At 62.9% G+C, this 25,171-nt stretch carries 9 protein-coding genes and 1 riboswitch; of the genes, 2 read left to right on the forward strand and 7 right to left on the reverse strand.

What is annotated here, in order from left to right; genetic code table 11:
- The first annotated feature begins 282 nt into the window (after positions 1 to 282).
- Together ACR2R1_RS06780 and pepA are read left to right on the forward strand one after the other, a co-directional pair.
- A complete protein-coding gene (locus ACR2R1_RS06780) occupies positions 283 to 1,239 on the forward strand; it encodes an IS110 family transposase (RefSeq protein ID WP_434112109.1) in 957 nt (318 codons plus the stop codon).
- Between the two features lie 786 nt (positions 1,240 to 2,025).
- Positions 2,026 to 2,106, forward strand: a riboswitch (cyclic di-GMP riboswitch).
- A 98-nt stretch (positions 2,107 to 2,204) separates the two neighbouring features.
- Complete coding sequence (pepA, locus tag ACR2R1_RS06785) at positions 2,205 to 3,071, forward strand: flocculation-associated PEP-CTERM protein PepA (RefSeq protein WP_347258170.1); 867 nt, start codon at positions 2,205 to 2,207, stop codon at positions 3,069 to 3,071.
- A 637-nt stretch (positions 3,072 to 3,708) separates the two neighbouring features.
- Here the strand turns inward: pepA and ACR2R1_RS06790 are convergent.
- The 7 genes from ACR2R1_RS06790 to ACR2R1_RS06820 form a co-directional block, all read right to left on the reverse strand.
- Positions 3,709 to 4,956 carry a glycerophosphodiester phosphodiesterase family protein gene (locus ACR2R1_RS06790; RefSeq protein ID WP_168183731.1) on the reverse strand — a complete coding sequence of 416 codons (1,248 nt, stop codon included), beginning with the start codon at positions 4,954 to 4,956 and terminating at the stop codon, positions 3,709 to 3,711.
- Positions 4,957 to 5,342: 386 nt separating this feature from the next.
- Positions 5,343 to 5,945, reverse strand: coding sequence for a 3-hydroxyacyl-ACP dehydratase FabZ family protein (locus ACR2R1_RS06795; RefSeq protein WP_434113249.1), 603 nt, complete (start codon positions 5,943 to 5,945; stop codon positions 5,343 to 5,345).
- A 27-nt stretch (positions 5,946 to 5,972) separates the two neighbouring features.
- Complete coding sequence (locus ACR2R1_RS06800; RefSeq protein ID WP_434113251.1) at positions 5,973 to 7,130, reverse strand: Acg family FMN-binding oxidoreductase; 1,158 nt, start codon at positions 7,128 to 7,130, stop codon at positions 5,973 to 5,975.
- A 40-nt stretch (positions 7,131 to 7,170) separates the two neighbouring features.
- Positions 7,171 to 7,863 carry a 4'-phosphopantetheinyl transferase family protein gene (locus ACR2R1_RS06805; protein WP_077732376.1) on the reverse strand — a complete coding sequence of 231 codons (693 nt, stop codon included), beginning with the start codon at positions 7,861 to 7,863 and terminating at the stop codon, positions 7,171 to 7,173.
- On the reverse strand, positions 7,844 to 9,106 hold the full coding sequence (locus ACR2R1_RS06810) for an MFS transporter (RefSeq protein WP_077732377.1): 1,263 nt from the start codon (positions 9,104 to 9,106) through the stop codon (positions 7,844 to 7,846). Before ACR2R1_RS06810 ends, ACR2R1_RS06805 begins: the two co-directional genes overlap by 20 nt.
- A gap of 458 nt (positions 9,107 to 9,564) precedes the next feature.
- Positions 9,565 to 15,798, reverse strand: a complete 6,234-nt coding sequence (locus ACR2R1_RS06815) for an amino acid adenylation domain-containing protein (RefSeq protein WP_434113253.1) — start codon at positions 15,796 to 15,798, stop codon at positions 9,565 to 9,567.
- Positions 15,799 to 15,960: 162 nt separating this feature from the next.
- Positions 15,961 to 25,155 (reverse strand): SDR family NAD(P)-dependent oxidoreductase, encoded by a 9,195-nt coding sequence (locus ACR2R1_RS06820; RefSeq protein ID WP_434113255.1) that lies wholly within the window; start codon positions 25,153 to 25,155, stop codon positions 15,961 to 15,963.
- Positions 25,156 to 25,171: the final 16 nt, after the last annotated feature.

Genomic DNA, 25,171 nt, shown 5'->3' on the forward strand with positions numbered 1-25,171 from the left:
GTCGGCAAAGGATTGCCGACCTTATATCTCGATTCTGGATTCCACAAGAGGCAGAATCTCCGACTGATCATCGGACCCAGACGCTGGGCAAGACGTTGCCGACCTTGGGCCTGAAGCCCGCGCCGTAGATCGTCCCCCAGCGTCCCTTCCTCGCCATAGAGTTCGAACGGTATCGTAGGGCTGCCTTGGGCAACACCCTGGATGGATAAGGCTGAACCCGGCAGGAGCGGTTTCGATCGGTCAGCACTTTGCCCCATCGTCAACGCAGACCAAGGAGACCCTATGACGTTCAGCCCCATCGGTATCGACATCGCCAAAGCCAAGTTCGACGCCGCCGCGCTACGCAACGGCAAGTACAAAACCAAGGTCTTCCAGAACACGCCCGAAGGGTTTAAGGCGTTCCTGGCCTGGCTGCAAGCCTTCCCAACGCCCCACGTATGCCTGGAGGCCACCGGCCGCTATGGTGAGGGCTTGGCCCTGTTCCTGGTCGACCACGGCCTCGCCGTCAGCGTGGTCAACCCCGCCCAAATCCACGCCTTCGGCCAAGCCGAACTGAGCCGCACCAAGACCGATAAAAGCGATGCCAAGCGCATCGCCCGCTTCTGTCTCAGCCAACGGCCGCTGCTCTGGCAGCCGCCTCCGCCGGCCGTGCGCCCATTACAAGCCTTAGTGCGTCGGCTCGAGAGCCTCCTCGAGATGCGGCAGATGGAAAAAAACCGCCTGGACGGGGCCGACCCCACCGTACGCCCCTCCATCGAAGCCGTGCTCGCCACCCTCGACGCCGAGATCGCCGCTACCCAACAACGCATCCGCGAGCACATCGACCACGATCCGGACCTCCGCCAACGGCGTGACCTGCTCGACACCATCCCCGGTTTCGGCGACGCCACCATCCCGGTGCTGCTGGCCGCCCTGGGCGACGTTCACCGCTTCGAAAACGCGCGCAGCGTCGCCGCCTTTGCGGGCCTCTCGCCCAAAGAGCACCAGTCCGGGAAGTGGAAAGGCCACACCCGCCTGTCCAAGACCGGCGATGCCTTGCTCCGCAAGGCCCTTTACATGCCGGCCATCGTCGCCCGGCGCCATAACCCACTGATCCGGGCCTTCTGCGAGCGCCTTAAAGCCCAAGGCAAGAACGGCAAACTCATCGTCGGCGCCGCCATGCGCAAGCTCCTCGTCCTGGCCTACGGCGTCCTTAAGTCCGGCCGACCGTTCGATCCCAATCATGGGCTTGCATCGTGATTTCTAAGACGGTATCTACGAATGCTTGAATCCATTCACCCGAGCCGAAGGCGCCAACGACTTCCGCCAAGCCTGTTTTGCCGTACGAGCGAGATGAAAACGCTCTAAGTCTACGAAGATAGGCTTTGATCCCAGCCGTTGCCAAAGCTAACCCGTCCCAATTCGCTCGGCTCTTCGTCTGGACGTGGGCCGGTACGGCTGGCGGAAACGTGATCAGGCTTCGAACCAAGACCTTCCCGGCGGTTTTTCTCTTCGCCAAGCCCAAACGCGGCTTGGGCTTGGCTTACGAGCACCTCGAAGTTTTTCGAGGTGCCTGACCAACGGATGCAGGCGGCCGGGGACCAAGCGGGACCTGATCCGCCGATTCGACCTGGCGTATCGGCAGAGTGCCTTCGGTCTATCGCCATCCGCTGCCGCCGCGCCGCTTCCAGCACGAATGGTTTCCCCTCGCTGGCTCATCTCATCACCTGCGCACGAAGCTCGGCCTTGAACGGCTGTCTCGGTAATTTCGCCATCTCGTTCCACCACCAATCACCGGATTTACGCGATTGATGGTGTCCACTTTTTTGAGCCTGGCTCACTGGCTCATGGAGAGGGAGACTGGACAGAATCCACCTAATCGGTCTCCGACGAGTCATTTGTCATAAATTGATTACATAGATTTAACCAATCATTAACTGACGTGTAACAGTCTCGGCTTAATTTGACCGGGTATTTCGAAAAAATGAGCAAGGAGGCTTAGGTCGGTTACCGGTCACGTCAAGCTGTAGGACCAGCTGAACGTGTTTGCCGAAGAGCCACACCCGCCGTGAGGCGGGGCCGGAAAGCCACGGGTCTCGCGTTTGTCGAGATCGCCGGGCCGCCTCCCGAGTGATGGGGAGGACCGTGGCACCGCTCACCACCTGTGGGCAGAATCACGGACATCACTGTGAGTTCAACGTCAACACAGTGAAAAGGTAATTCGGATGAAACCAAGTAAGATCATTTCGGCGCTCGCTTTGACGGGCGTCGGATTCTCAAGTACTGCCGGTGCGGCAACCTTGCCGAACTGGGTGGGTACCGCGGACTACACCGTCGTGGGCGGTTCGGCCGGCGAAGCGGTCGGTCCCTTCGATACTTACGACTTCGCGGCGGGCGACGGCGGTCTGGCATTGCTCGTACCGGACACGATCGCCAATCCCTCCCAAATTACGGTGGGAGACATCTATTCAGGCGTGTACCAGTCTTACGTCACCAACCATCAGTTGGGCACCTCCACGGTGAGCAACCCCAAACTGAACGTCTCTTACGAGTTGACCACCCAGTCGGCTTTCCAAACACAAGTCACGAACGCGCAGAATCTGGGCAACGGGCTGTGGACCATCAACTTCCAGGTGTTGAGTGGCTCGCTGGACCTGTTTTTCGACAACGCCGTCAATCGCGACGTAACCGGTGACACGGGCATCACGGACGGCACCAATATTCTTAAGGGATCGGTGACGGGCGGAACCGGGGTCGTCACGGTAAGCACCCAGTTTCCTTCCGGTCTTGGCGTAACCTCGAGCGAATTTACCTTCGTCGGAAACACCAGTTTCTATGATTCGGCGGTATACGATCCCGATACCATCGGCGGCGGCCAGTCGTTGTTCTCCCTGTTCGTCAGAAACCCCACCGCACCTCCCGCCATCTCTTCGGTCGGCGGCATACCGGTTACATCGACGAGCATTCTCTACCAGGCGGATGGATCGCTCACGCTGACGGCGGTACCGGTTCCAGCGGCCTTCTGGCTGCTCGCTAGTGCCTTGGCCGGCATGAGCGTCATCTCTCGCCGTTCCAGCAAATTGGCTGCGTGAGCCTCGCATGGCAAGCCCATTTGGTGAATGGGCGAGGATTCGGTGCAAATCTGCTTCGCTGACTGCGGAAGCAGACGGCGCGGCCGAACGTCACAACCGGGCCGGCGCTTATCCCGGTCCGGTTCCTCGAGCCGACCGCCAGCCGGAACGGCCGAGGCCAGTGCTGCAATTATCATCCTCATGACGCAGCGTCGCTAAAAGTCCGCGACAACTCTTGAGGAACTTCACCCTCGGGCTCGAACACCGCGCGCGAGCCAGTTCGGCGCCGGCGAGCCCCCTCCGGCGCAGGGCTTCCAACAAGAGCTAGCCGACACCCGTTGTTTGTCCTCGGTGGCGGCAAAGTGGGTTTGTGCTGCTTGGCGCCAGGGAGCCGCGAGATCATCGGCGGCGTCGAAGTCCGGGATGAGCCGATCCGGCGGCGCGCCACGTGCGCGAACAGTTCACGTTGTCCGGTACCATGGATCACGGCGGAATCTCCTCAAAAATTCAATGTCAGCAGTTGAATTTTAAGGGCTTTTCGATTCCGCCCACCCTCCTTTCATGAACTATGCAGGCTTGGGACCTCACGCAACAAAACCCCGCCGGAGGCTTCGATTTCTCGCTCCCGCTCGCTCGGTGATCGGGTTTACAGCGCCCCTTACAATCCCTTGCAGTTGGCGTAATAGGTCACCGTCGCGGCCCAGTCGGCGAAGACGCCACGAATACCCACATCCTTCGCCAGCACGTCGAGCACTTTCATTACGTCGCCCTCGCGTTTGATGGCGGAATCGATGGTCTGAAAATAGAACCCATTATTACCGTCGGCGAGAATTCCGGAGCGCTCCAGTGTCCAGGTGATGATATCCAGGTCCGCGGCCTTGGCGTTCCTGGCGTATTCCGAGGGCACGATGTTGCCGCCGGCGTCCAGGTCCAACAAAGCAAACGTCGGCGGCGCCACGATATTGATGCCCATGGTCTTATAGCTTGCCAAGGTGGCAGCATCGGGCAGATCGGCGACCGTTTCGGCATCGTCAAGATACACGGCCTGCTTGCCGAAGGCGGGTTCGTAGCGGACCCAATAGAGCACGTCGTCGATGTTGAAAGACTGAGGGAAGACCTTTTTCGGGGAAACGCGCGCTTCCTTATACTCGTCGATCATTTTCTGGGCGAAATCCTCCTGGGAAAAGCCGTCGAAAGGCATGGCCACGCTAGGGCTCTTCAGTTCGGGAGTCATCTTCACGCCCAGTTTCTTGAAAAGCTCGATGCTTTCCTTGTGCGTAAGCAGGGTGCCGCTGGTCGGTCCGGCATAGAGGTCCGTGCGGAAATTCGCCGTACCGCCGAGATATTCCTCCACGGTTCTAGCGCGGGGGTTTGACGCATCCATCTTGCCGCGAAGGGTTTTGAACTCGGCCAGGGTGATGTCGCTGGTGCGGCATTCCGCCGTGGCGCGCGTGAGGAGATTGCCGCTGGCATCGAAGGTGGCCGGCGAGAACGGCTTCGTGCACTTGGCGGCCAGCTCGGGGATGGCAAGGATATTCGTAGTCGTGTGAAGATCGTTCTGCGCATGACGACACACCAATTCCTTATCCTTGGTGAAGGTCACGTCGCATTCCAGAATGCCGGCGCCCATGCGGGCCGCGGCTTCGTAGGATTCCTTGGTGTGTTCGGGAAATTGCAGAGCGGCGCCGCGGTGACCGATCGAGAAATCGGTCTTTTTGAAGGGACCTTTCGCACATCTCCGAAGCTCGTTTTTGAGTTCGCCGTCTTCCATATCGTTAACCAGGAAAAACGGCCGAGGCCCCAACTGCACGCTTTGGCTATTATCGGACGCCGACGCGGTGGCGAAGAGACCGGGAAATACTGCCGTCATTGCCGCACAGGCAATCATGATCAATCGTGGACGCATCTATCACTCCTGTTGTTCTGGTTTAGTGAAGGTGGGTTGAGCCCATTCGGCCCAGTACAGACCGTACACGCCATTTGTGCCATCAATGTGACTGAACGGTTTAGGTCTCGTGACAGTTGAGCGGGTTTTCGGAGTTTCCGAGAGCGCTACAGCGGCCCTGATCATGCCGACGCCTTCCGGCGCTGGCGTGCGGATACGCGGCTCCCGAGGAGCGTTCGTTAGGTGAAGTTTGGCGGGTTGCCCAAGCGGGTTTAGTCAAGGTGGGCCGGATTGCGCTCTCTCCGTTCAGCCCATACGAGCCGCGGCAGTCGACGCGGAATCCGGACGGAAGCCATCATCCGATCCGGAGTTTCTGAACGGCAGCCGCTATTCGATGCCTCAAGCGCTTATTTCTTTTTCACTTTGGACAGCATGCCGACGATTCGGCTCTCGAAGACGATACGATCCTCGATCAATCCCTGCACGTCGTAATAGAAGATATTGCGGGCTTGATCGACGTTTTCGCACAGTATGAGCAATTGGTCGCCGGGGGCGGCGGAGCTTCGGAAGCGTGCGTTCTCGATGCGCAGAAACAGCCCGACCGCCGGTTCCGCCAACCGCCGATTCGACAAGTACAAGGCCAGTTGCGCGCCGGCTTCGAGCATGAGCGCGCCGGGCATAATGGGATGCCCGGGGAAGTGGCCGGCCACCCAAAACTCGTCTTCCCTGACTTTTTTGACCGCAAGGCCGCGACGGAAGGCGTCGTCGACCCAGGCGATGTAGTCCAGCAACAGCATTTCGCCGCGGTGGGGAATTACTTGGCTGATCATGTCACGTCCCACTTTGGGCAAGGCGACGTCAATCTCCGCGGTAGGAAATAACGTGTGCTGCGTCCGCATCGGCTCATGGGTTGCCGAGTCCAATCCCGCGTCGAGCAGTTCCCGGATACGGCTGATGAAATGACGGGTATGGATCGGAGAGTTCCGGAGAGAAAGAATCTTATCTAGCATGACACCGCCTGCTTTTGAGACTATTGATCAACGAAGTACCGATTGAAGTGACCGGCGCACGGAACGCTCCAAAGGCCTAGCCAGGCCGACGCGCAACAGCATTAGCGGCACCGCCCCTGAAGGAAGACCGAGGGATTTCGCCAAACCGGGCGACCCTACGGGCGATTCGGTGGGGTACGCCAAAGGATGAACTGCAAGTCCCTGCGCAGCGGCCGCCAGGTAAATCCGCTCTATCAGCCGTCCGCCCTGCAACCAGGCGTCCGGCGTATCCCGCTCGCTCCAGACCACGCTCCAAAGCGGCGTGGCTTCGGCGAGCCGCTTCACTACATCGATCTCGCCTTGGCGGAACTCGGACGACACCAAATCCTCGGGGGTGGACAGGAACTCCACCCACTCCTTCACGAACCACGGGGCATCGCTGGTGAAGATGGAAATCCCGTCGCGGCTCGCTTCCCATTCCCGTCTGGAACGGCGGAACCACGACATTGAATCTCGGTACGCCGCATCGTTCGCCACGAACTCGGCCACGGCATCGGCGGCGATCCGAACGATGGCTTCCCGTTCGTGAGCGGCACCGTACCAAGCGAGGTGGGTGCCGGGAAGTTCGCCATACTCATTGAGGCTTTCCGTGAACTCGTTCCGGGAAATCGGCAATGGCTCGAACTCGGCTCGGGTGGTTTGGCGGCGGAATATGGCCGGAAACCAGGGATGGGTATTTGAGTCAGAGCGCCGCGCCAGTTCGAGCGACGCGCAGCGGCCCCCGTTTTGCAGAAACGCATCGGCCTCAGCATCGGACACGGTCGCCGCATAACCGAGTTGAGCCGCCGCGACGACCATGTTCTCCGTGGCACAGCCCAAGCCCATCAACATGAGCCGGCGGCGGGGATCGGCCTGGCCGAGATGGCGCGCCAGATCGGCGTAGAGAACAATCCGATTGCCCAGCAGGTTGAAGGCCCAGGGTTGAGTGTTGTGAGCATTCGCGGCCAACGTGCCGCACAACGCCACGTATTCCAAATCGGTCAGATCTCCCTTTGCCGTTTGCTCCCATGCGACGTACGGCGAGGCACTTGCAACCGCAGGGGCTGCCCTGAACAATGCGGGAAACGCGGCTGCTCCGACCGCGAGAGCGCCGGTCTGGCGGAGAAATCGCCGACGGCTCTGCAATATCGGATCGGGGCGGATCATGCTTCGTTTCCTTTTCATCGGCCTTACCGAACTCTTTCTTTCATGAATTGTAGTCTGGCGCCGGCCACCACACCCCGGTGAATATGTGAGTGTCGTTCCAACCCAAACGGCCGACCAGTCGCACTTCGTTCAGCGCGGAGCCAAAAGTCGGATCGACCACGAAAACGCCGCTCGAGAAGTCCATACGCACCGCCAGATCGTTAAAACGGGCCAAGGAACCGGCGGCCGTATACAGGCACTTGATGGCGCTTTCCTTGGCCGAAAACAGGACATAGGCGGCCAACTCGCGACAACCGTCCGGCAGCGAGTCCAACCAGGCGCGCTCTTCCGGCAAGGCGATGGAATCGATGGCACGCCAGGGGAACGGGTTTTGCCGGCATTCCACATCCACCCCTACTCCGCGAGCGAACCGAAGCCGAGTGGCCACGGCCGCTACCATGCCTTCCGTATGGCTGATGCTGCCGACGATATCCCGTCCCCAGATCGGCGCGCCGGATTCGTCCCGAAGAATCGGCGCCGGCTCGACCCCGAGATGTCGAACCGCCTTCCGCGCCAGAACGCGCCCGGTGGCGAATTCCTTCCGGCGTTTCGTTATGGCCCCATCGACCAGCATCCGTTCTTCCTCGAACAATTCGGACGGGTCCGAGAGCTGTTCGGTCCAGGCGACGACGAATAACTCTCCGGGGAACAAACCCTCAGGTCGTCGTATCGGTTCAACGGGTATCGATGGCATAGTCGCTCGCGAAACTCCTGAGCCAGCGCCACAACCAGCTCACGGCCTGGCTGAACACGAGCATCCCGAACAGGGCCATGGACGGCGTAAAAAGGTGCTGGCCGCCCCCATGCTGCATGATCCATGCCGACAACCACGGGCCTCCGGCCGATCCGACGGCGAAGGCCGCGGTAAACAAAGCGGTGCCGCCGGGCAAATCGGCGCGGGGCAGGATCCTGGCCAGAAGCGCCAGGGCCAGAGCGAACACTGGCCCCAATGTCAGTCCGGTCGCGAAGGCCGCGCCTCCGGCGACGTATTCGGCACTGATCGGTTGGCCCTCCTGCCCCAGGCGTACCCAGACATCGCCGATGAGGGCGCTAACCGAGTCGACCCGCATCAGCACCGCCAAAGCGACGATGCCTCCCATGCCGCAACCGAACAGTACACGGCGATAACCCAGCCGATCCCCCAGGTGGCTGACCGGCAAAGTGCCCAGCAATCCCCCCAGCACGAAAGCCGCCAGGTGATGGGCGGTAGCCATGGCGGTGAAACCCTGGCGCACGAGAACGGCAGGATAGAGGGTCAGCAGCGTGGCTTCCGCAAAACCATAGGCCAATACGGCCTGCACCGGAATTCCCGCCCGCAGCAGAAGTCGGCCGCTAGCGCGTTCCGGTTCGGCGCGCGCTCCGGGCAAGCCGATAGCCACCAGAACCGCAGCTTGAACCAGGAGCACGGTGGCGACAGTAAAAGGCAGATGATGGGCCAGCCCGTATAGGTACGAACCCACGACCGGCCCGACCGCCAGCCCTATCCCGAAGCATAGACCGTAAACGCCGTTGGCAACGGCGCGGCGCTCCTCGCCGGCAAAGCAGGACAAGGCGGTTTGAGTGCCGATCATCGCGCAGGCCATGCCCAAGCCCATCAAGCCCCTTAAGGCGAACCACAATCCGATGTCCGATTGCCAAGGGAACGAAACGGCCGCAGTCGCGTATGCCAGCAGGCCCACGGCCACGACGCGGCGCAGACCGATCCGCCGCAGCGCCCGACCCGCGAAAGGCGCAGCCAGCGCAACGCAGAGAAACAACAGCGATGCGTTGGCGCCTATCAGCACGCCGTCGACGTGGCGCTCTTCCATGAAGATGGCAACGATGGGGTTGAGGATTCCAAGCGATATCCCCAACAGCCCGCCCAGCGCATACAGCGTACCCAGAGCGACGCCCGCCAGCGGATGCTCGGGCGTCGGGGGGCAGGATTTAGCCCCCATTTCTCACCTCTGTCCAATCGCGATGAGTATGACGTAGGATGTGCTGAACGAAGTGACAAATCGGCAGGGCGAGACGCAACGCGACGAGCGGGCAGGCCAGGGACGGTCTGCCCCGGACTCGCGAGCGAAGCGGGACAGCGTAGCGTGGCGAGGCCGAGTTGCACGGCGAAGCCGCCCGAAGGGTGCCGGACCGGGACGGTCCGGCATGAACCGCATCGTTCGCGATTGATGCCTGTCCTGAGCCTAGTCGAAGGGCGCTTCGTGCCTCAGCGCATCCTACAAGCTCCGCCTCGCCCTTCGCGCCGGCTCGACGTCGTATCGTAGGTCGGGAATCCTTTCCCGACACACGCTCGTCGGCAAAGGATTGCTGACCTACCACGACACCGCCGCTCGGTCCGTGCGGCGCGCCCCACCGGCGTCTGGGCGCCCTCGCGACGAAGGGGGATAAGAAATGCGGGCTAGGCATGCCGACGCTCCGTGGTCAGGTTGTCCGGTTTCCGGGCTCCCGATATCGTCTCCAGGGCGGCCATTTTTTCCGAGCCGAACCAGTACATGTCTTGACGGCCGTAGACGCACAGGTGCTGGCCGGTTATCCAGTCGGCCTCCGACGACGCCAGGAAGGCCACCGCGTCCGCAACCGCGTCGACCGGGATCGATCGCGCCCGGTATCCCGGCGGCGTCATGTCGGTGTCCACGAACGCCGGGCAAACCGCGTTGATCTGCACATTGTGCGGCTTCAGTTCCTCGCTCAGCGACTTGGTAAGGCCCAGAACCGCATGCTTGGAGGCGGCATAGGCGCTGAACAGGGGGTAGCCGATGTGGCTGGAATCGGAACCCAGATTCACGATTTTCCCCCTGCGCCGCTCGATCATGTGCGGCGCCACGCTCCGACACAGATGATAGACGCCGAACAGATTGACCTCGACGATGCGCTTCCACTCATCCGGCGAGGAGGTCGCCAAGGCGGACATTCCGGTGATTCCGGCATTGTTGACCAGCACGTCCAGATGACCGAAGCGGCGGAGGACTTCGCTCACCAAATGTTGCACCTCCGCGAGGTTCCGTACATCCGCCGGAGTTACCACAGCGGTGCCACCACTGCCGGCGATTTCCCGGGCAACGGCTTCAAGCCCCGCCCGATCGCGGGCGGAAAGCGCCACGGCAACGCCCTGACCGGCGAGTTTCAGGGCGATCGCGCGGCCGATACCGCGGCTCGCACCGGTAACCAGCGCCACTTTGCCGGCCCAGCTGCCGGAGCGTGCCGACAGCGGAATTTCTTCCAGCCGGGGCGTTTTCAGCGGTATCAAGGCGGGAGGTTCGCCCGTCATCACCGCCGGCAAACTCGCGAGGCGAAGCCCCGTCGGCGAATTCGCCTTTTCGCTCAGGTCGGCCAGCAACTCGAGGTAGCGCTGGCCGAGGCGCTTGATGGTCTCCCCCTTGAAAAAGTTCTGGGAATAATCGATCTCGATGTGGAGTTCGCCTTCGACCATGGAGAGGAAGATCTCGATGAGGGAGATGCGCTGCTGGCTCGGGGGCGAGTAGCGCTGATCCCAATCCGTATCGACGAACTCGAAGATGTTGGATTTCGGTAAGCTCCGGTTTCCCAAATAGTTGACGCGCACCGGGGTCAAATTGTTGTCCGGATAGATGTGCGCGGGCAGCTGGCGACCTACCACATCGAAACTGACGCCGTTCAACGGTGCTTCGGAAAAACCGCGGGCAATCCGGCCGATCAATTCACTCCAGCTTTCCCCGGAGACCAGATCCACGGCAACCGGGAAATTGACGGCGTAATTGCCCACGCTTTCGTACAAGGTCAGGCCGTTACCCAGATCGCGTCCGTGCGAGCGATGGCTGAGAACCACCCAAGACTGCCCGGTCCATTCGGACATGAGCCGGTACGCCGCCGCCAGCAGGAGATGATAGAGCTGACCCTGCAGATGCTTGCGCGCCTCGTTCAGCGAATGAAAGTCCGAATGGCTGAGTAGAAAACGCTCGCTGGCGGAAGAAGCCTCGTCATTCGCGCCGAGATGATGGTCGACCGGCACCTGGAACGCGTACTCCCGGCTCGGAAAACGAGTACGCCAATACTCCGCATAACGGCGCTGCGCCTCCTGCTGCGCCGGTTGGGCCAACCACTGCACGAAATCGAAATACGACGGCGGCAGAGCGGGAAGTTCCGGCGTCTGATCGACCAGCAACTGCCCGTAAATCTGCCAAAGCTCTCGGAACAGTATGCTGTTGCTGACCAGATCACTGATCATGTGGTGACCCACGATAGTCAGATCGTACGCGTTCTGATGCTCTTTGATGACGAGCACCCGCCACAGCGGAAACCGGTCGATGCGCAGTTCATCCGTGATTTCCTTCACCAGCCGCCGGATTTCCGCGCTGCGCTGTTCGGCCGTGAGGTGGGAGCCGTCGTAGAAATCGAGGCTGAATTCCGCCTCGGGCGGGGCCACGGTCTGCCGCCATTCGCCGTGCTCCTGGTAAAACAGGGAACGCAACACGGGATGGCGCCGGGCAAGGACGTCGATGGCCTCGCGGAAAACGTCGACATCCAGCGGCTGCAAATAGCGGAATCGGGTGTAGCCGGCCCATTGGTAAGGAGGCTGGAAGAAGTGGGTGATCCACAATTGAGCCGGCCCCAGGGGCAAACCGGCCGTCGGATCGGCGAACGGCAGCTTCGCCTCCGGCGCGCCGGGCACCGCCTTGCTGGGGGGCGCGTTGCCGGTTTCCGTCCACTGTTTGAGAACCTTGCGGTCCAGTTTGCCGTTGTGATTTTTCGGCAAAGCGTCGGCCTGACGAACCTCGTGAGGCAGCATGTACTCGGGAAGTTGTTTCGCCAGGGCGGAGCGTAGTTCTTTCAACGGAATTTCGCGGCCGACCAGCCAGGCCACCAGCCTCTTGTGCCCGTCGGGTGTGTCGACGGCGAGCGCCGCAGCTTCGCGTATACCCGGCAGAGCTCCGAGAGCCGCTTCGATCTCGCCCAGCTCCACCCGGAAACCGCGAATCTTGATTTGACTGTCGACGCGCCCGTGGAAGTCGTAGCTGCCGTCCGGCAACCGCCCTACCAGATCGCCGGTACGGTATAGCCAGCGGCTGGGTATGCCGGAGAAAGGATTGTCACGGAAACTCTCGCGGGTCCGCTCCGGATCGTGGAGATAGCCCTGAGCCAACTGCACGCCGCCAATCCAGAGTTCGCCCACGCCGCCCTCCGGTACGGGGCGCATGTTCTCGTCCAGCACCAGCAGGTAGACCTCCGGCATGGCCGGACCAATCGGAATGCGAAGCGTCCCCTCCCCCGGACGGCCGCGCATCAGATGGGCCGTCACGTCGATCGACGCTTCGGTCGGGCCGTACAGGTTCGCGAGACCCACCCGGTCGCCGCAGCGGTCGAACCAGCGCTGCACATAAGCCACTGGCAGCGCCTCGCCGCTGAAAATCAGCCATCGCAGGTGTTCAGAGCGGAGCGGTTTGTCCTCGATGGCCATCAGGAACTCGCCGAACAGGGAAGGCACGAAGTGCATCGCGGCGATCCGCCGGGTCTCGATCCAGTCCGCCAGCCGCCAGGGATCGCGCAGCACGTCCGCTCCGACCGGGCACACGACGCCGCCGTACATCAACGGCCAGAAGAGTTCCCACACCGAAATGTCGAAACAAATGGACGTTCTCTGGGCGACCCGTTCGCCCGGCTGAAGCCGGAACAGCTTTTGATGCCAGACCAGACGGTTCATGTAACCGCGATGGGCCAGGGCCACGCCTTTTGGGGTGCCGGTCGAACCCGAGGTATAGAGCACCACCATCAGATCGTCCGGGCTGTTCAGGCATTCGAGATCGTGTTCCGGATAGCTCGCCCAGGCCGCGCGCCCCAACCAATCGCGATGGCCGCCGCTGCGGGAGTCGGCACGATGCAGGCCGGCGTAATCGCAGTCCATGAGCAGGAAGTTGCGGGCCGGCAGGGCGGCGGTTACCGCTCCGCCCATGGCTTCCAGGACGGCTTCCTCGGTGAGGATGGTGTCGATGCGGGCGTGCCCCACGATGTATTCGATGCGCGCAGCGGGATAGGCCGGATCGAGGGGGACGTAGGCGCCGCCAGCCTTGAGCACCGCCATCACCGCCGTCGCGAAATTGGGCGAGCGGGTCAGCAGCAATCCCACCACGATACCGGGCCGCACGCCGCGGACTCGAAGGAAGTGGGCCAGCCGGTTCGATTCGGCATGAAGCCGGCCATAGGACAGTTCCTCGTGCTCCGCTTGCACCGCCAGTGCTTCCGCGCTGCGGCGGCATTGAGCCTGCACGTGCAGATACGGGATGGGAGGCAGCTCTTCCGCAGCAGGTTGCGGAATCGAGAGCGGGGCCAGCGGAGCTAGGGTGTTTTCGGCGGCGGTTCCGCTTCCATGGGCGGCACCCGTTCCCTGCAACAGGGCCGCCATTTCCCGCAACCGCCGGCATCCCAACAGGGCGCGGGTGTCTACCCGCCCCATCTGTTGCTGCAGGCGGCCGACGATGCGAATCCGCTCCAACGAATCCAGGCCGAGCTCGGATTCCAGATCGTAATCGAGAGCCTCGGCCCCCACCGCGCGATGCATGACTTCCTCGGCGATTCGCAGCAATCGGGCCGCCGTCAACTCGTCCAGCTTCGCGACGGCGCAAGGTGCGGGCACGGCGAGCCGCTCGGCGGCCTGTGCCACGGCGCCGATCTGGCGGACGAATTCCTCGGTGATGGAGGCCACCAAATCCCGAGCGAAGTAGTCCGCATCATAGTTGGCGGTCATGTTGAACCGGCCGTGGAAGACTTCCACCAATACGTCCAGCGTACCGGGATTGGTAGAGGTCGCGGCGTGATATTCGACGACACGTAGCGGCCCGCACGCCTCCTCGATGTGGGTCTGACCGATGTAAGGCAGATACAGGTTCGACTTGATCGTGGAGCGGATCAGGGTCGCCAGCGGCTCGCCGACGCGACCGTCCTGGAGGCGAAGTTGATCGATTGCCGCCACGGCTGCTTGGCGCGTTTGCGCCCGGTCATAACCCGCCGCGATGCCGCTCTCGATGCTCTCGTGTACCTGCGGCAGATAGTTCTCGAAAGCTTCGCCTTCTCCGGGCATCGGTAGCGTCAAGGCCAGATTCTGGGCGAAACAACCCACCATGTGTCCGGCGTCCGTGCCGGGGTAAACGCGTCCGCTGGTGGGAATGTTCAGGATCACCTGTTTCAGATTCGGATCGAAGCGCCTGAGAGCGCGCAAGTAGGCGCCGACCAACAAGGTGTTCACCGGCAACCGCCATTTGCCGGCGGATCGGAGCAATGCCGCCGTGGTTGCGGCATCCGCGCTGAAGTGGTGGGTCCGGTTGGCGGCCCGTGGATTCTTCGGCAGTCCCTTCTTTTCCGGACTCCAGAAAAAACGGTCCTTGCCCTGGGCGCGGAGAAACGCTTCGAGCGTTTTTTCCGCCTCGGGATCCCGCCAGGCATTGATGCATTCCACGGTCTCCCGATAACGCTCCAGGGAAGTTCCGGGCGGCAGCGGCGCGGGACGTCCCGTCGCTGCGGCACCGTACAAAGTGACGAATTCGCGCATGACCAGCTGATTGCTGAGACCGTCCGAGAATACGTGATGGTTCGAGAAGACCACCTCGTGGAGATCGTTCGCCAAGCGATAGGCGCTGAATTGATGCGCCGGCCATTGATCCAGCAGCCACTCCTTGTCCAGCAGACGATGGGTTTCGTCGTTCAGAAAAGCTTCGCGGTCGGGAGCATCCAGGTGGCGCAAATCGGTCACCAGGACGGTCGGTGCGGTCACCCCGTCCAGCACTTCCAGGCGGTATTCCTTCAGGCTGTGGCACCCCGGCGGAATGACGAAGCGTGCCCTGAGCATCGGGTGACGCTCCAGCAAGGCGTTCCAGGCGCGGCGCGCCGCTTCCGCGTCAAACGGACCTTGCAGGCGGACTCTGGAACTGAGGCTGCACGTGCAGACCGCCCAATGGGAGACCAGGAACGGATACTGGGAGAACAGAATATCCACCGGCCGCACCGCCGGTTCCGCGGCCTGTGGTTTATCGGCCGATACATCCGAAACCGCGCCTGCGGCGCACGGATCGTCCGATTCGACGGCTGCCGGAGCCGGAGCGTTCTGTTCCGCACCTCGAATCAGGGCCTCCAGCTCGCCCAGAGTCTGAATACCGAACAGCGCGCCGGAGGCGAGCTTGGCGCCGAAAGCATCCTGGAGTTCCGCGGGCAATGCCGAGCCCAGAGCGTTCATGAGCTCCACGGTCTTGATCGAATCCAACCCCAGGTCGCTTTCCAGGAACATGTCGTCCGCGAGCTCGGACGGATCGTGTCCCGTAATTCCGGCGACCACCTCGCGTACTTTTCGCGTCAAGTCATCGTCGGCCTCGGGCGCGGTGGCGGCGGCTTCACTGCTCTCCATGGCACCGATCATCGAGACCAACTCCCCAAGGGTTTGCAGCTGGAATAATGTCCCGGCGGCGAGTAGCGAGTTAAACGGGTCCCGCAGGTGGTCCGGCAGTTGAGGCGGAATGGCGTTCATCAACTCCACGGTCTTGATCGAATCCAACCCGAGATCGCTCTCCAGGAATTGGTCCGGCGAAAGATCGTCCGGCGCGTGTCCGGTAACTTCCGCCACAGCCTTGTACACACATTGCTCAAGCCGGGCGGCGGGATGGTCTTGCATGGTCTTAAGTCCTCACGTATTCAGCGTATTCGTCATTTTTTCCGTTCTCGGAGCTTGCGAAGAAACCGTCGCGAGCCGCCCGCCGTCGTCAGTCGTACAAGGAAGTACGACGAGTACATAAAAGGCGATGGCGGGTGGCGCAGCAGGTCTATTCGCACTCTCTCAGGAATGCTCGTTCAAAGGCTCCCGGGGAAGGATGATCCGGTTCAATTCGTCAAGGAGGGCGGTGGCTATATTCTGCTGAGGCTCCTTGCTCGCAGTTGTGCCCTGAGAATGCGCGACTGCCGGCTCCGGCGCGGCCGCGATGTCGGCGGTCTCTTCCACGTCCACCGGAGGCGGGTCGTAGAGGAATTCCTTCCTCTCGAAGGGATAAGCCGGCAGCAATACGCGGGTAAGCACGGGAGAACACAGGGGGCGCGTATCCAATCTCAAGCCCTCGATGTACAGCCGCGCCAGTGCGGTCAACAAACTCTCGTCGCCCGGCGCCGCCCCGATCATCCGTACAAGTCCTTTCCCCTCGCCGCCTTTGCCCCCCAGAAGGACGGTTCGCAAGCGTGCATCCGTCGGAGGCTGTACGCTTTCGGATGGGTTTCTCGCAGCGGAGCGCAACCGAATCGCCCATTCCGGATTGTCCACGGAGATCTTTCCGTCGATCGTGTGAATTGGAATTCGCCAGATTTGATCGCCGGCACCGTTCTCAGGAACCGCATCGCCCCCGTTCAGCAAGGCTGCGGCCGAGGCCGGACTTAGCCAGCCCGCTACCGCGGCGGCGACCGGGCTCAAGGCTCCCTCGGCCCAAAGGCCGGCGGGAACCAACTCCAGCTCTCGCAGCAGTCGACCCAGTGCGTACTGTTCCGCCGCCGCCTGCAGGCGCGGCACGGTTTCGTGTCCGGGAGGAAGTACAGCCCGGAAATCGGTCCAGGCGTCGGCAAAGACCGAATACCGTCGCGCCAGCGTATCCGCGGTTCCCTCCGGCCACGGGCAATCGTCGAACACCCAAGCCATCGCGGGCGGCTGCTTCGGATTTGCGCGCCCCGAGAGAAGCCGGTCGTGCTTGCCCGATCCGGCCACGGAGGCGAGGACCGCCAAGAGATCTTCCCGTCCACGTACCACCGCCGCAGCGCGGAAATTCATTTCTCTTTGGGCACCATTGAGGGAACAGGCCACCTGCTCGGCAGATATCGATGGGTTTTCCTCGAGATGCGCATGCAGTGCCTTGGCGTAGGCGCGCAGAGCGCTCTCCGTGCGCGCCGTCAGGTACAGCAGTTGCGGATCGGAAAGCGGAACCCGGTCCATGCCGGTAGGCTGATCCACGGCGCGGGGAGGCTCCTCCAGAATCAAGTGGCAATTAGTCCCCCCGAAACCGAAGGCATTGACACCGGCCCGCCGCGGCTGTCCGTTCCCGGTCCACGGCCGGCCGTGGCTGTCCACGACGTAGAATGGCGAAGCGTCGAAATCGATGTAAGGATTGGGCTCGCTGTAATTGACGGTGGGCGGCAGATAGTCGTGCCGCATCGCCAAGAGTACCTTGATGACGCTGGGGATTCCCGCGGCGGACAGCATGTGGCCGATGGAGGATTTCACCGAGCCGATGCCGCAGTATCCGCGCCGGTCGGTGAACTGGCGGAAGCCTTTGGTCATGCCTTCCACTTCGACCGGATCGCCCAGGGATGTGCCGGTGCCGTGGCATTCCACATAGGAGACCGTGGCGGGGTCGACCCGGGATTCACGGTAGGCGCGGGCGATGCACTCCGCTTGACCGGCCGGGTTGGGCGCCGTCAGGCCGGAGGAATGTCCGTCGTTGTTCATCGCCGAGCCCAGGATCACGCCGTGGATGTAGTCGCCGTCCGCCATGGCGTCGGCCAGCGATTTGAGTACCAGGGCGGCGACGCCTTCGCCCAGGACCATGCCGTTGGCACGGCGGTCGAACGGATAACACCGGCCGTCGGGCGACATGGCGTTGACACGGCTCAGAAAAACGAAGGGGGTGGAGCCCATGTTCAGATAAGCCCCCCCGGCCACGGCGATGCGCGACTCGCCGGAGCGCAGGCTCTGGCAGGCGAGATGCGTGGCCACCAGGGCGGCGGAACAAGCCGTGTTGACGATCAGGCTCGGGCCGCGCACGTTCAGCCAATGGCTCAAACGGCAGGCGATCTCGTTCAGCCCGTTGCCCGCTATGGCGTCGGACAGGAGTTCCGCGGGCTGCAAAACCTCACGGAGCGCGTCGTCCCAATCGGCGCGTGCCCCCATCGGAAGTTGACGGTACCAGTCGGTGCTCCTGATCCGGTCGCGCAACCGGCAATAACGCTGCTGGTTGATGAAATGTTCCGCGTAATAGTTCTGCTCGCATCCGACGAACACGCCGAGGCGCTCGGCACGCCCTTCGCCGGCGTAACCCGATTGTTGCAGCGCTTCGTAAGCCACTTCCATGAAAATCCGCTGCTGCGGGTCCATGGCCTTGGCTTCGCGCGGCGAAATACCGAAGAACTGCGGATCGAATTCGTGCGCACGTTCCAGGAAACCGCCCCACTTCGAGTAACTACCGTGGGTATGGCGGTTCACGGCATCGAAATAATCCTCGGGAGACCAGCGGTCCCGCGGCACCTCGCGTATTTCGCACCGCCCTTCCGCCAGCATGTTCCAGTATTCGTCGGAGCTGGCGGAACCGGGCACCCGCAAACTCATGCCGACGATGGCGATGCGGTCATCGGTGCGACGGTCGGAGCGGGATGCGGCAGTGGTCGTAATGGTTATGGTCCGAGCGGGGCCAGGCTCCTGCGACCGGGCAAGGAACTCCGGGCCGTGCTGGTTTTCCAGATGGCGCGCCAGGTCCAGCGGTGACTGGAACTCGAACAACAGAGTCGGCGTGACATGCTGACGCAGGATCGCTGCCAGCTTCTCCGCGATTTCGACGGCCCCCTTCGAGTCGACACCCAGTTCATGAAACTTGCGGCCCGAATCGATCTGTTCCGCTGCTACGTTCACATAAGCGCCTGTGAGCTGGCGTACCAGCTCCAGCCAGTCGGCGGCCTGCACCGCCAGGGCGGCGCGCGGAGCCGGCTCGATGGGCTCGGGTGCCGGGGAATGTGCCGCTGGCGCCGCAGCTGGCGCCGGGCTTTCCGCCTCCGCCTCGAAATCGATGACGTGCACCACCGAGGCGCCGGGAATAGCGAGCGCGCGCGACAAGGCTGCACAGGCGGTTTCCGGAACCAGGGCGCGCAAGCCCTTGCTGCGGACCAGCGCCATCAGGCCGGCGTCGCGACCCATGCCCTTCTCGTCCCAGAGCGACCAGTTGAGCGCCAGGGTGCGGCCTTTCGCCCCGGAACGGTTTCGCCATTCCGCGAAACCGTCCAGGAAGGCGTTGGCGGCGGCGTAATCGGTCAGGCTGGCCGCCCACAGCGGACAGGTGGCGGCGATGGACGAATACAGGATGAAAAATTTCAACGGTTGGTCGGCCGTCAGTTGATGAAGCAGCCAACTGCCCTTGACTTTCGGAGCCAACACCGAGCGTATTGATTCGACGCTCTTGTCGGTGGCGCGGAGAACGTTGCGGTCGACCACTCCCGCGGAGTGGATGATGCCGTCCAGCCGGCCGAAGCGTTCCCTAAGGCGCCTTATGGCTTTCGTCATCGCTTCGGAATCGGCGGCGTCGGCCGCATGGTAATCCACCGTTGCGCCCAAGGATTCGAGCTGGCGGATCAGCGCCACGCGCGGGGCATCGGGATGATCGGCCGGCAGGGCGTCCCACTCCTGCCGCGCAGGCAAAGGCCTCCGTCCGGTGAGGACCAGGTTTATCCGGGCCGATCGCGCCAGGGCAAGGGCGGTTTCGGCTCCGATCCCGGCGATCCCGCCGGTGATCAGGCAGGTATCGCCGTCCTTGAGCAGCGGTTCCGAAACGCCGGTTTCGTTGTAGACCGCGCCGAAACGGCGCTGGAAGCGCAGAGAACGGCGAATCGCAAGTATCTCCCCGCCGAATTCCGCCGTTCCCAGTTCCGCAAGAATGGTATCGACGTCCACATCCGGAGCCGCCGGCGCGGTATCCAGATCGGCCGCCTTCACGACGAGATGTTCATTCTCCTCCCCCAATCCTAGGGCGAATGTAATCCCGAGCAACTGGTACGGATCGGGTGCCGGCTCCAGGCTGTCCAGAACATGAGCGCGCCGGGTCAACCAGAGTATCCGGCACGGTTTTATGGGACTCGGCTCGTGCATCGCCTGAGCCAGGAACGTCAAGCTGAAGAGGCCGGAGTGCAGGGCAGCCTCATCGTCTCGCGGCGCGCCCGTCAAATCCGCATTCCAGGCATGGACCACCGCAGCGGGGGCGCCGTAGTCTGCCAGCACCGATTGCCATAACTGCCGGTAGTCGCCCGCATCCAAATGATTGACCGTGAAATTCCCGCCGTCCGCCGAGAAGCCGGCCCCCGGCCGCACCACCAGAAGCGGGCGGTCCGGCCCCACACGGATGCGCAGAGCCGCGAGCCAGGCCGCTTGCCCCTCGCCCGCAAACACCAATAGGGCACCGGGCGGCAGCGGGACGGAGTCGCCTCGCGGCGTTTGAGGCCATTCCCAGCGATGCAGCAATGCCTGGCCTTGCGATTCGGCCGGCGGCAAGGGAGGCAGACGGTAGACTTTTCGTTCGAACGGATACGCCGGGAGAGGTATGCGCCGTCCCGGAAAATCCTCGCCGAGCATGCGCCAATCCAGGTTAACCCCCGCCGTGTAGAGAGTGCCCAGGGCATCCAGGAAGGTTCTGGCATTTTCCCGGCGACGATCCAACAAGGCCGCCAAGGTCACGCGCTCCCCGGCCAGCACGGTGGCGACCAAATGGGTCAGAACGCTGTCCGGACCGCATTCGACGAAGGTGCGAATGCCGCCGGCATAAGCGGCGCGTATGCCCTGCTCGAAACGGACGGGTTCAAGAACATGCCGCAGCCAGTAATTGGCGTCGGGACCGTTGGCCCCGAGCCAATCGCCGGTGATATTGGAAATGATGGGCAGCCGCGGCGCATGCCATTCCACTTCGGCCAGCACCTTGGAGAACGGTTCGAGCATGGGCTCCAGGAGCGGCGTGTGAAACGCGTGGGACACTCGCAGGGGCTTGACGCGGCGCCCTTCGATTTCGAGTATGCGGGCGAGTTCGGCCACGGCATCCCGATGGCCGGCCACGACCTGGTGCGATCCGTTGTTGGCCGCAAACCATACGCGTCCGCGATAGTCCTCTAGATGCGCCGACAGCTCATCGGCCCTCGCGAATACCGCCAGCATCCCGCCCTGCCCCGGCAACTCGGACATGAGTCGGCCGCGCGCGGCAATGACCTTGGCGGCGTCGGCCAAATCCACGGCGCCGGCCAGGCAAGCCGCCACGTACTCGCCGACGCTGTGCCCGATCAATGCGGCCGGCCGCACACCCAGCTCCAGCAAGGCGCGGCCCAGGGCGTAGTCGGCGGCAAACATCGCCGGCTGCGTGATTTCGGTTCGCGCCAGTTGCTCCGGATTGGCCTCGGGGTGATAGATCGCGGTCAACAAAGGCGCTTCCAGCCACGGATCGAAGGCCGCCGCGGCCTCATCCATGGCCCGCCGGAAGCGCGGCCAGAGTTCGTAAAGCTGGGCGGCCATACCCGGATACTGCGAGCCCTGGCCGGTAAACATCATCGCGATCGGCGGAGGCGATTCCGTTTCCGTGGGCTGGCGTTTCTCCAGCCCCTTGAGCCCGTTGGCGAGCTCGCCGAGCGATTCGACGACCAGGGCATCCCTGCACGCGTAGTGATTGCGTCGGCTGTTCAAGGTGGCGCAGACGTCGGCGGGATCCAGTGCGGGCCTGCGCTCCAGGTAGGCGGCGAGATGCTCGCTCGTGCGATTCAGGGCGGATCGATTCCGCGCCGAGAGCAATAACAGATGATAGGGCCAGACGCCTTTCGGCTTCTCGCGCGCCACGCCTTCCTCCACCACCAGATGGCAGTTGGTGCCCCCGAAACCGAAGGAATTGATGGCCGCCCGCCGGGCGACACCTTCGGGTACTGTCCACACGCGGGTCGAGGTCAGGGGCAGGAATGGCGTCTTGGCAAAGTCGATTTGCCGGCTGGGCTCGTTCAGATTGATGTTTCCCGGCATCTGCCGATGCTGCAAGGCCAGCACGACCTTGATCAAACTGGCGATTCCCGCGGCGCTGAGCAGATGCCCGATGTTCGCCTTGACCGATCCGATCGCGCAACTCTGCCGGGCCAGGCCTCCGAAGGCCTGGGTCAGGGCGCGGATCTCGCTCGGGTCTCCCAGCGGAGTACCGGTGCCATGGGCTTCGACGAACTGTATGGAAGCGGGATCGATCTTGAACTGGCGGTATACGGCATCGATGACCTGGCGCTGGCCGTCCGGGTTGGGCGCCATGACCCCAAGGGATTGCCCGTCGTTATTCACCGCCGAGCCGCGAATCACCGCCAGTACCGGGTCGCCGTCCGCCAGCGCGCGGGACAGCGGTTTGAGCAACACCGCACCGGCGCCTTCGCCCAGCACGAATCCGTCGGCCGAAGCATCGAAGACGCGGCACCGACCGCTAGCCGACAGCGCGCCGGCGCGCTGGAACAACAGGAACGGCAAATGGCTCAGGGTGAGGCTCACGCCGCCGGCAACCGCCATCGAGCATTCGCCCTGGCGCAAGCTCTGGCATGCCAGATGCACCGCGACCAGTGACGAGGAACAGGCGCTGTCGATGGTGAAACTGGGACCTTTCCAGTTGAAGGTATGGGAGACACGCGCCGCGATCATGTTGAGCAGATTGTCCACCGCCGTATTCACGTGCAGCGAGAACCGCCCGAAGCGGGATTGCCACTCCTTGAGCAGTTCGTCGCGTTCGCTGGGCGGCAGGCGACGCAGACTGGCGAAGCTCTCCAGGGCGTCGCCGCACAAGGCGTTGACCAGGAATTCCATGTGATTGTTGTGGCTCGCGCCGATGAACAAACCGACGTCGGCGCCATCCAGAGCCGGCCTGGAGTAGCCGGCGCGCTCCAGGGTCTCGGCGGCCACCTCCAGGAACAAACGCTGCTGCGGGTCCATGTCGGTGGCTTCTTCGGGGCTGATGCCGAAGAACTCTGCGTCGAAGGCGTAGACGTCGCGCACGAAGCCGCCGCGCCACCAGTCCTCCCGCCCGCCTTGCGGCAGCGCGAAACGGTCCGCGGGCACGGCGCCGATGGCTTCCCGGCCCTGGCTCAGAAGTTCCCAATATTCCTCCGGCGAATTGCTCCCCGGAAACCGGCAGGCCGTGCCGATGATCGCGATCGCGTCTTCCTGCGCGTCGCCGGTGTCCGACGCGCTGGCCGCCACGGCGGAGCCGGGCCGTCCACCCAGCCAGTCCGCCATCTGACGGACGGTGTGACAACGCAGCAGCAGTTCATGGTCCAAAGGCCGGTTCAGCCGGTCTTCCAGCCGCCCCAAAATCTGCACCGCCTTTATGGACGTGCCGCCCAACGAACGAAAGGCTTGGTCCGGATTGATCCTAGCGGCCGGAAGGCCGAGCACGTCCGCCCAGACCTCCCGGACCAGATCCGTCAAATTTTCGGTGCCGGAAACGGTCGATTCGAGCGCACCGCTCACCAGGTCGACGCCGCAATGGCGTACGGCGTCGTAGTCGCCCCGCTGGAACTCCTCCAAGAGCTTGTAACGCTGGAGCTTTCCGCTCGTGGTCTTGGGAATGGCTTTGACCGGTACGACGTAATCCAGCGCGACGTTAAGCACCTGGTTGACCCTTTGCCATACCTCGGCCATGACGGCCCGCCCATCGGGACTGTCCGGGTTGCGTATCGCGAGGAAGATCGCCGTTTTCTCCTCGCCCGAGTCGGGGTCCTGCCAGCCGCAGGCGATGGTCTTTCCGGGGTCTACGCCGTTAACCGTTTCCGCCTGCGCTTCGATGTCGTGGGCATAAAAATTCTGCCCGTTGATGAAGATAATGTCCTTGGCCCGTCCGCTGATGCACAGGCGCCCGTCGATCATGAAACCGAGGTCGCCCGTATCCAGCCACCCGTCGTGAAATGTCTCGGCATTCGCGGAAGGGTTGTTGTAATAACCTCCGGTCACATTGCGGCCGCAGATATGGATGCGGCCGACCCGGCCTTCCGGAAGCACCTGCCCGTCGCCGTCCACGATGCGGATCCCGCAGCCCGGCACAGGGTAGCCTTCGTCAACGACCGCGATGGAGTTTTCGCCATGGGGCTCGGCGCCTGCCACCCGCCCCTGCGCCAATTCCTGGCGATCCAGCCAGTGCACCCGCGGAAGCGTTCCGGGCGGAGGGAAGGTCACCGCCAGACTCGCCTCGGCCATGCCGTACACCGGGTACATGGCCTCGGGCCTGAGCCCGCACGGGCCCAGGGTCGTCATGAATTCCTCGATGACCGCAGCGGCAATCGGTTCCGCGCCGTTATAAATGTTTCTGAGGCACGACAAATCCCAGCGCTTCAGGTGGTCCGGTTTCAGTTTGCCGAGCAGATGGCGGTAGCCGAAATTGGGAGACCCCGTTACTGTCGAGCGGTGCTCGCTGATTTTTTCCATCCATAGCGTGGGTTTGCGAACGAAGGTGAACGGGGTCAGGTTCACCTGCTCGATCCCCAGGGCCATGGGAACGAAATGGAAACCGATGAGCCCCATGTCGTGGTGGTACGGCATCCAGCTCAGGAAGGCGTCGCCCGGACCGTGTTCGGCTCCGAAGATGATGCCCTCCAGATTGGTGATCAGATTGGCGTGAGTCACCATCACGCCCTTGGGGGTCCCCGTGCTGCCGGAACTGTACTGTATGAATGCCAGGTCATCGGGCCGGGCGAGATCCGGATCCGCGAGCGTAGAGGGTTCCGCAAGGTCCGTAACCGCCTCGATACGAATCGAGTTTTCCCCCAGAGCCTGCCGCAGCACGGACTGCTGCTCCGCCATATAGGCATCGGACAACAACAGCGGTCGGTCCAGCTGTTTCCAGATCGCCTTCAGCTTCACGAGAACCGCATTGTCGTCCGTGAGCGATGGCGGATAGGCCAGCGGCGCGGGAATGATGCCGCCCATCACGGCCGCCCAGAAGGTCACCACGAAGTCGTGGCTTTCCCGGAACATCAGCATGACCGGATCGCCTCGCCTGAGCCCCAGGGCCCGCAAGGCGCCGAGCCGCATCCGCGCCTGCTCTGCAATGGCCTGATACGAGAAGCGGGTCTCGTGACGCCCGTCCCGGACGAAGACAACCCCGCGATCGGTGGCCGCGGCGCGCAACAAAACGTAGGCCAGGTTTTCCTCCGGGCATAGCGTTCCCGGAGCGGGACGGGGCTCGATCAAGGCCGCCTTGTCGGCAGGCCGGCCGGTGAACAGTTCGATGAGTGGCTTGGACATAAGGCTTCTCCGACAG

The organism is Methylocaldum sp. GT1TLB (assembly GCF_051027445.1).
GTDB lineage: Bacteria > Pseudomonadota > Gammaproteobacteria > Methylococcales > Methylococcaceae > Methylocaldum.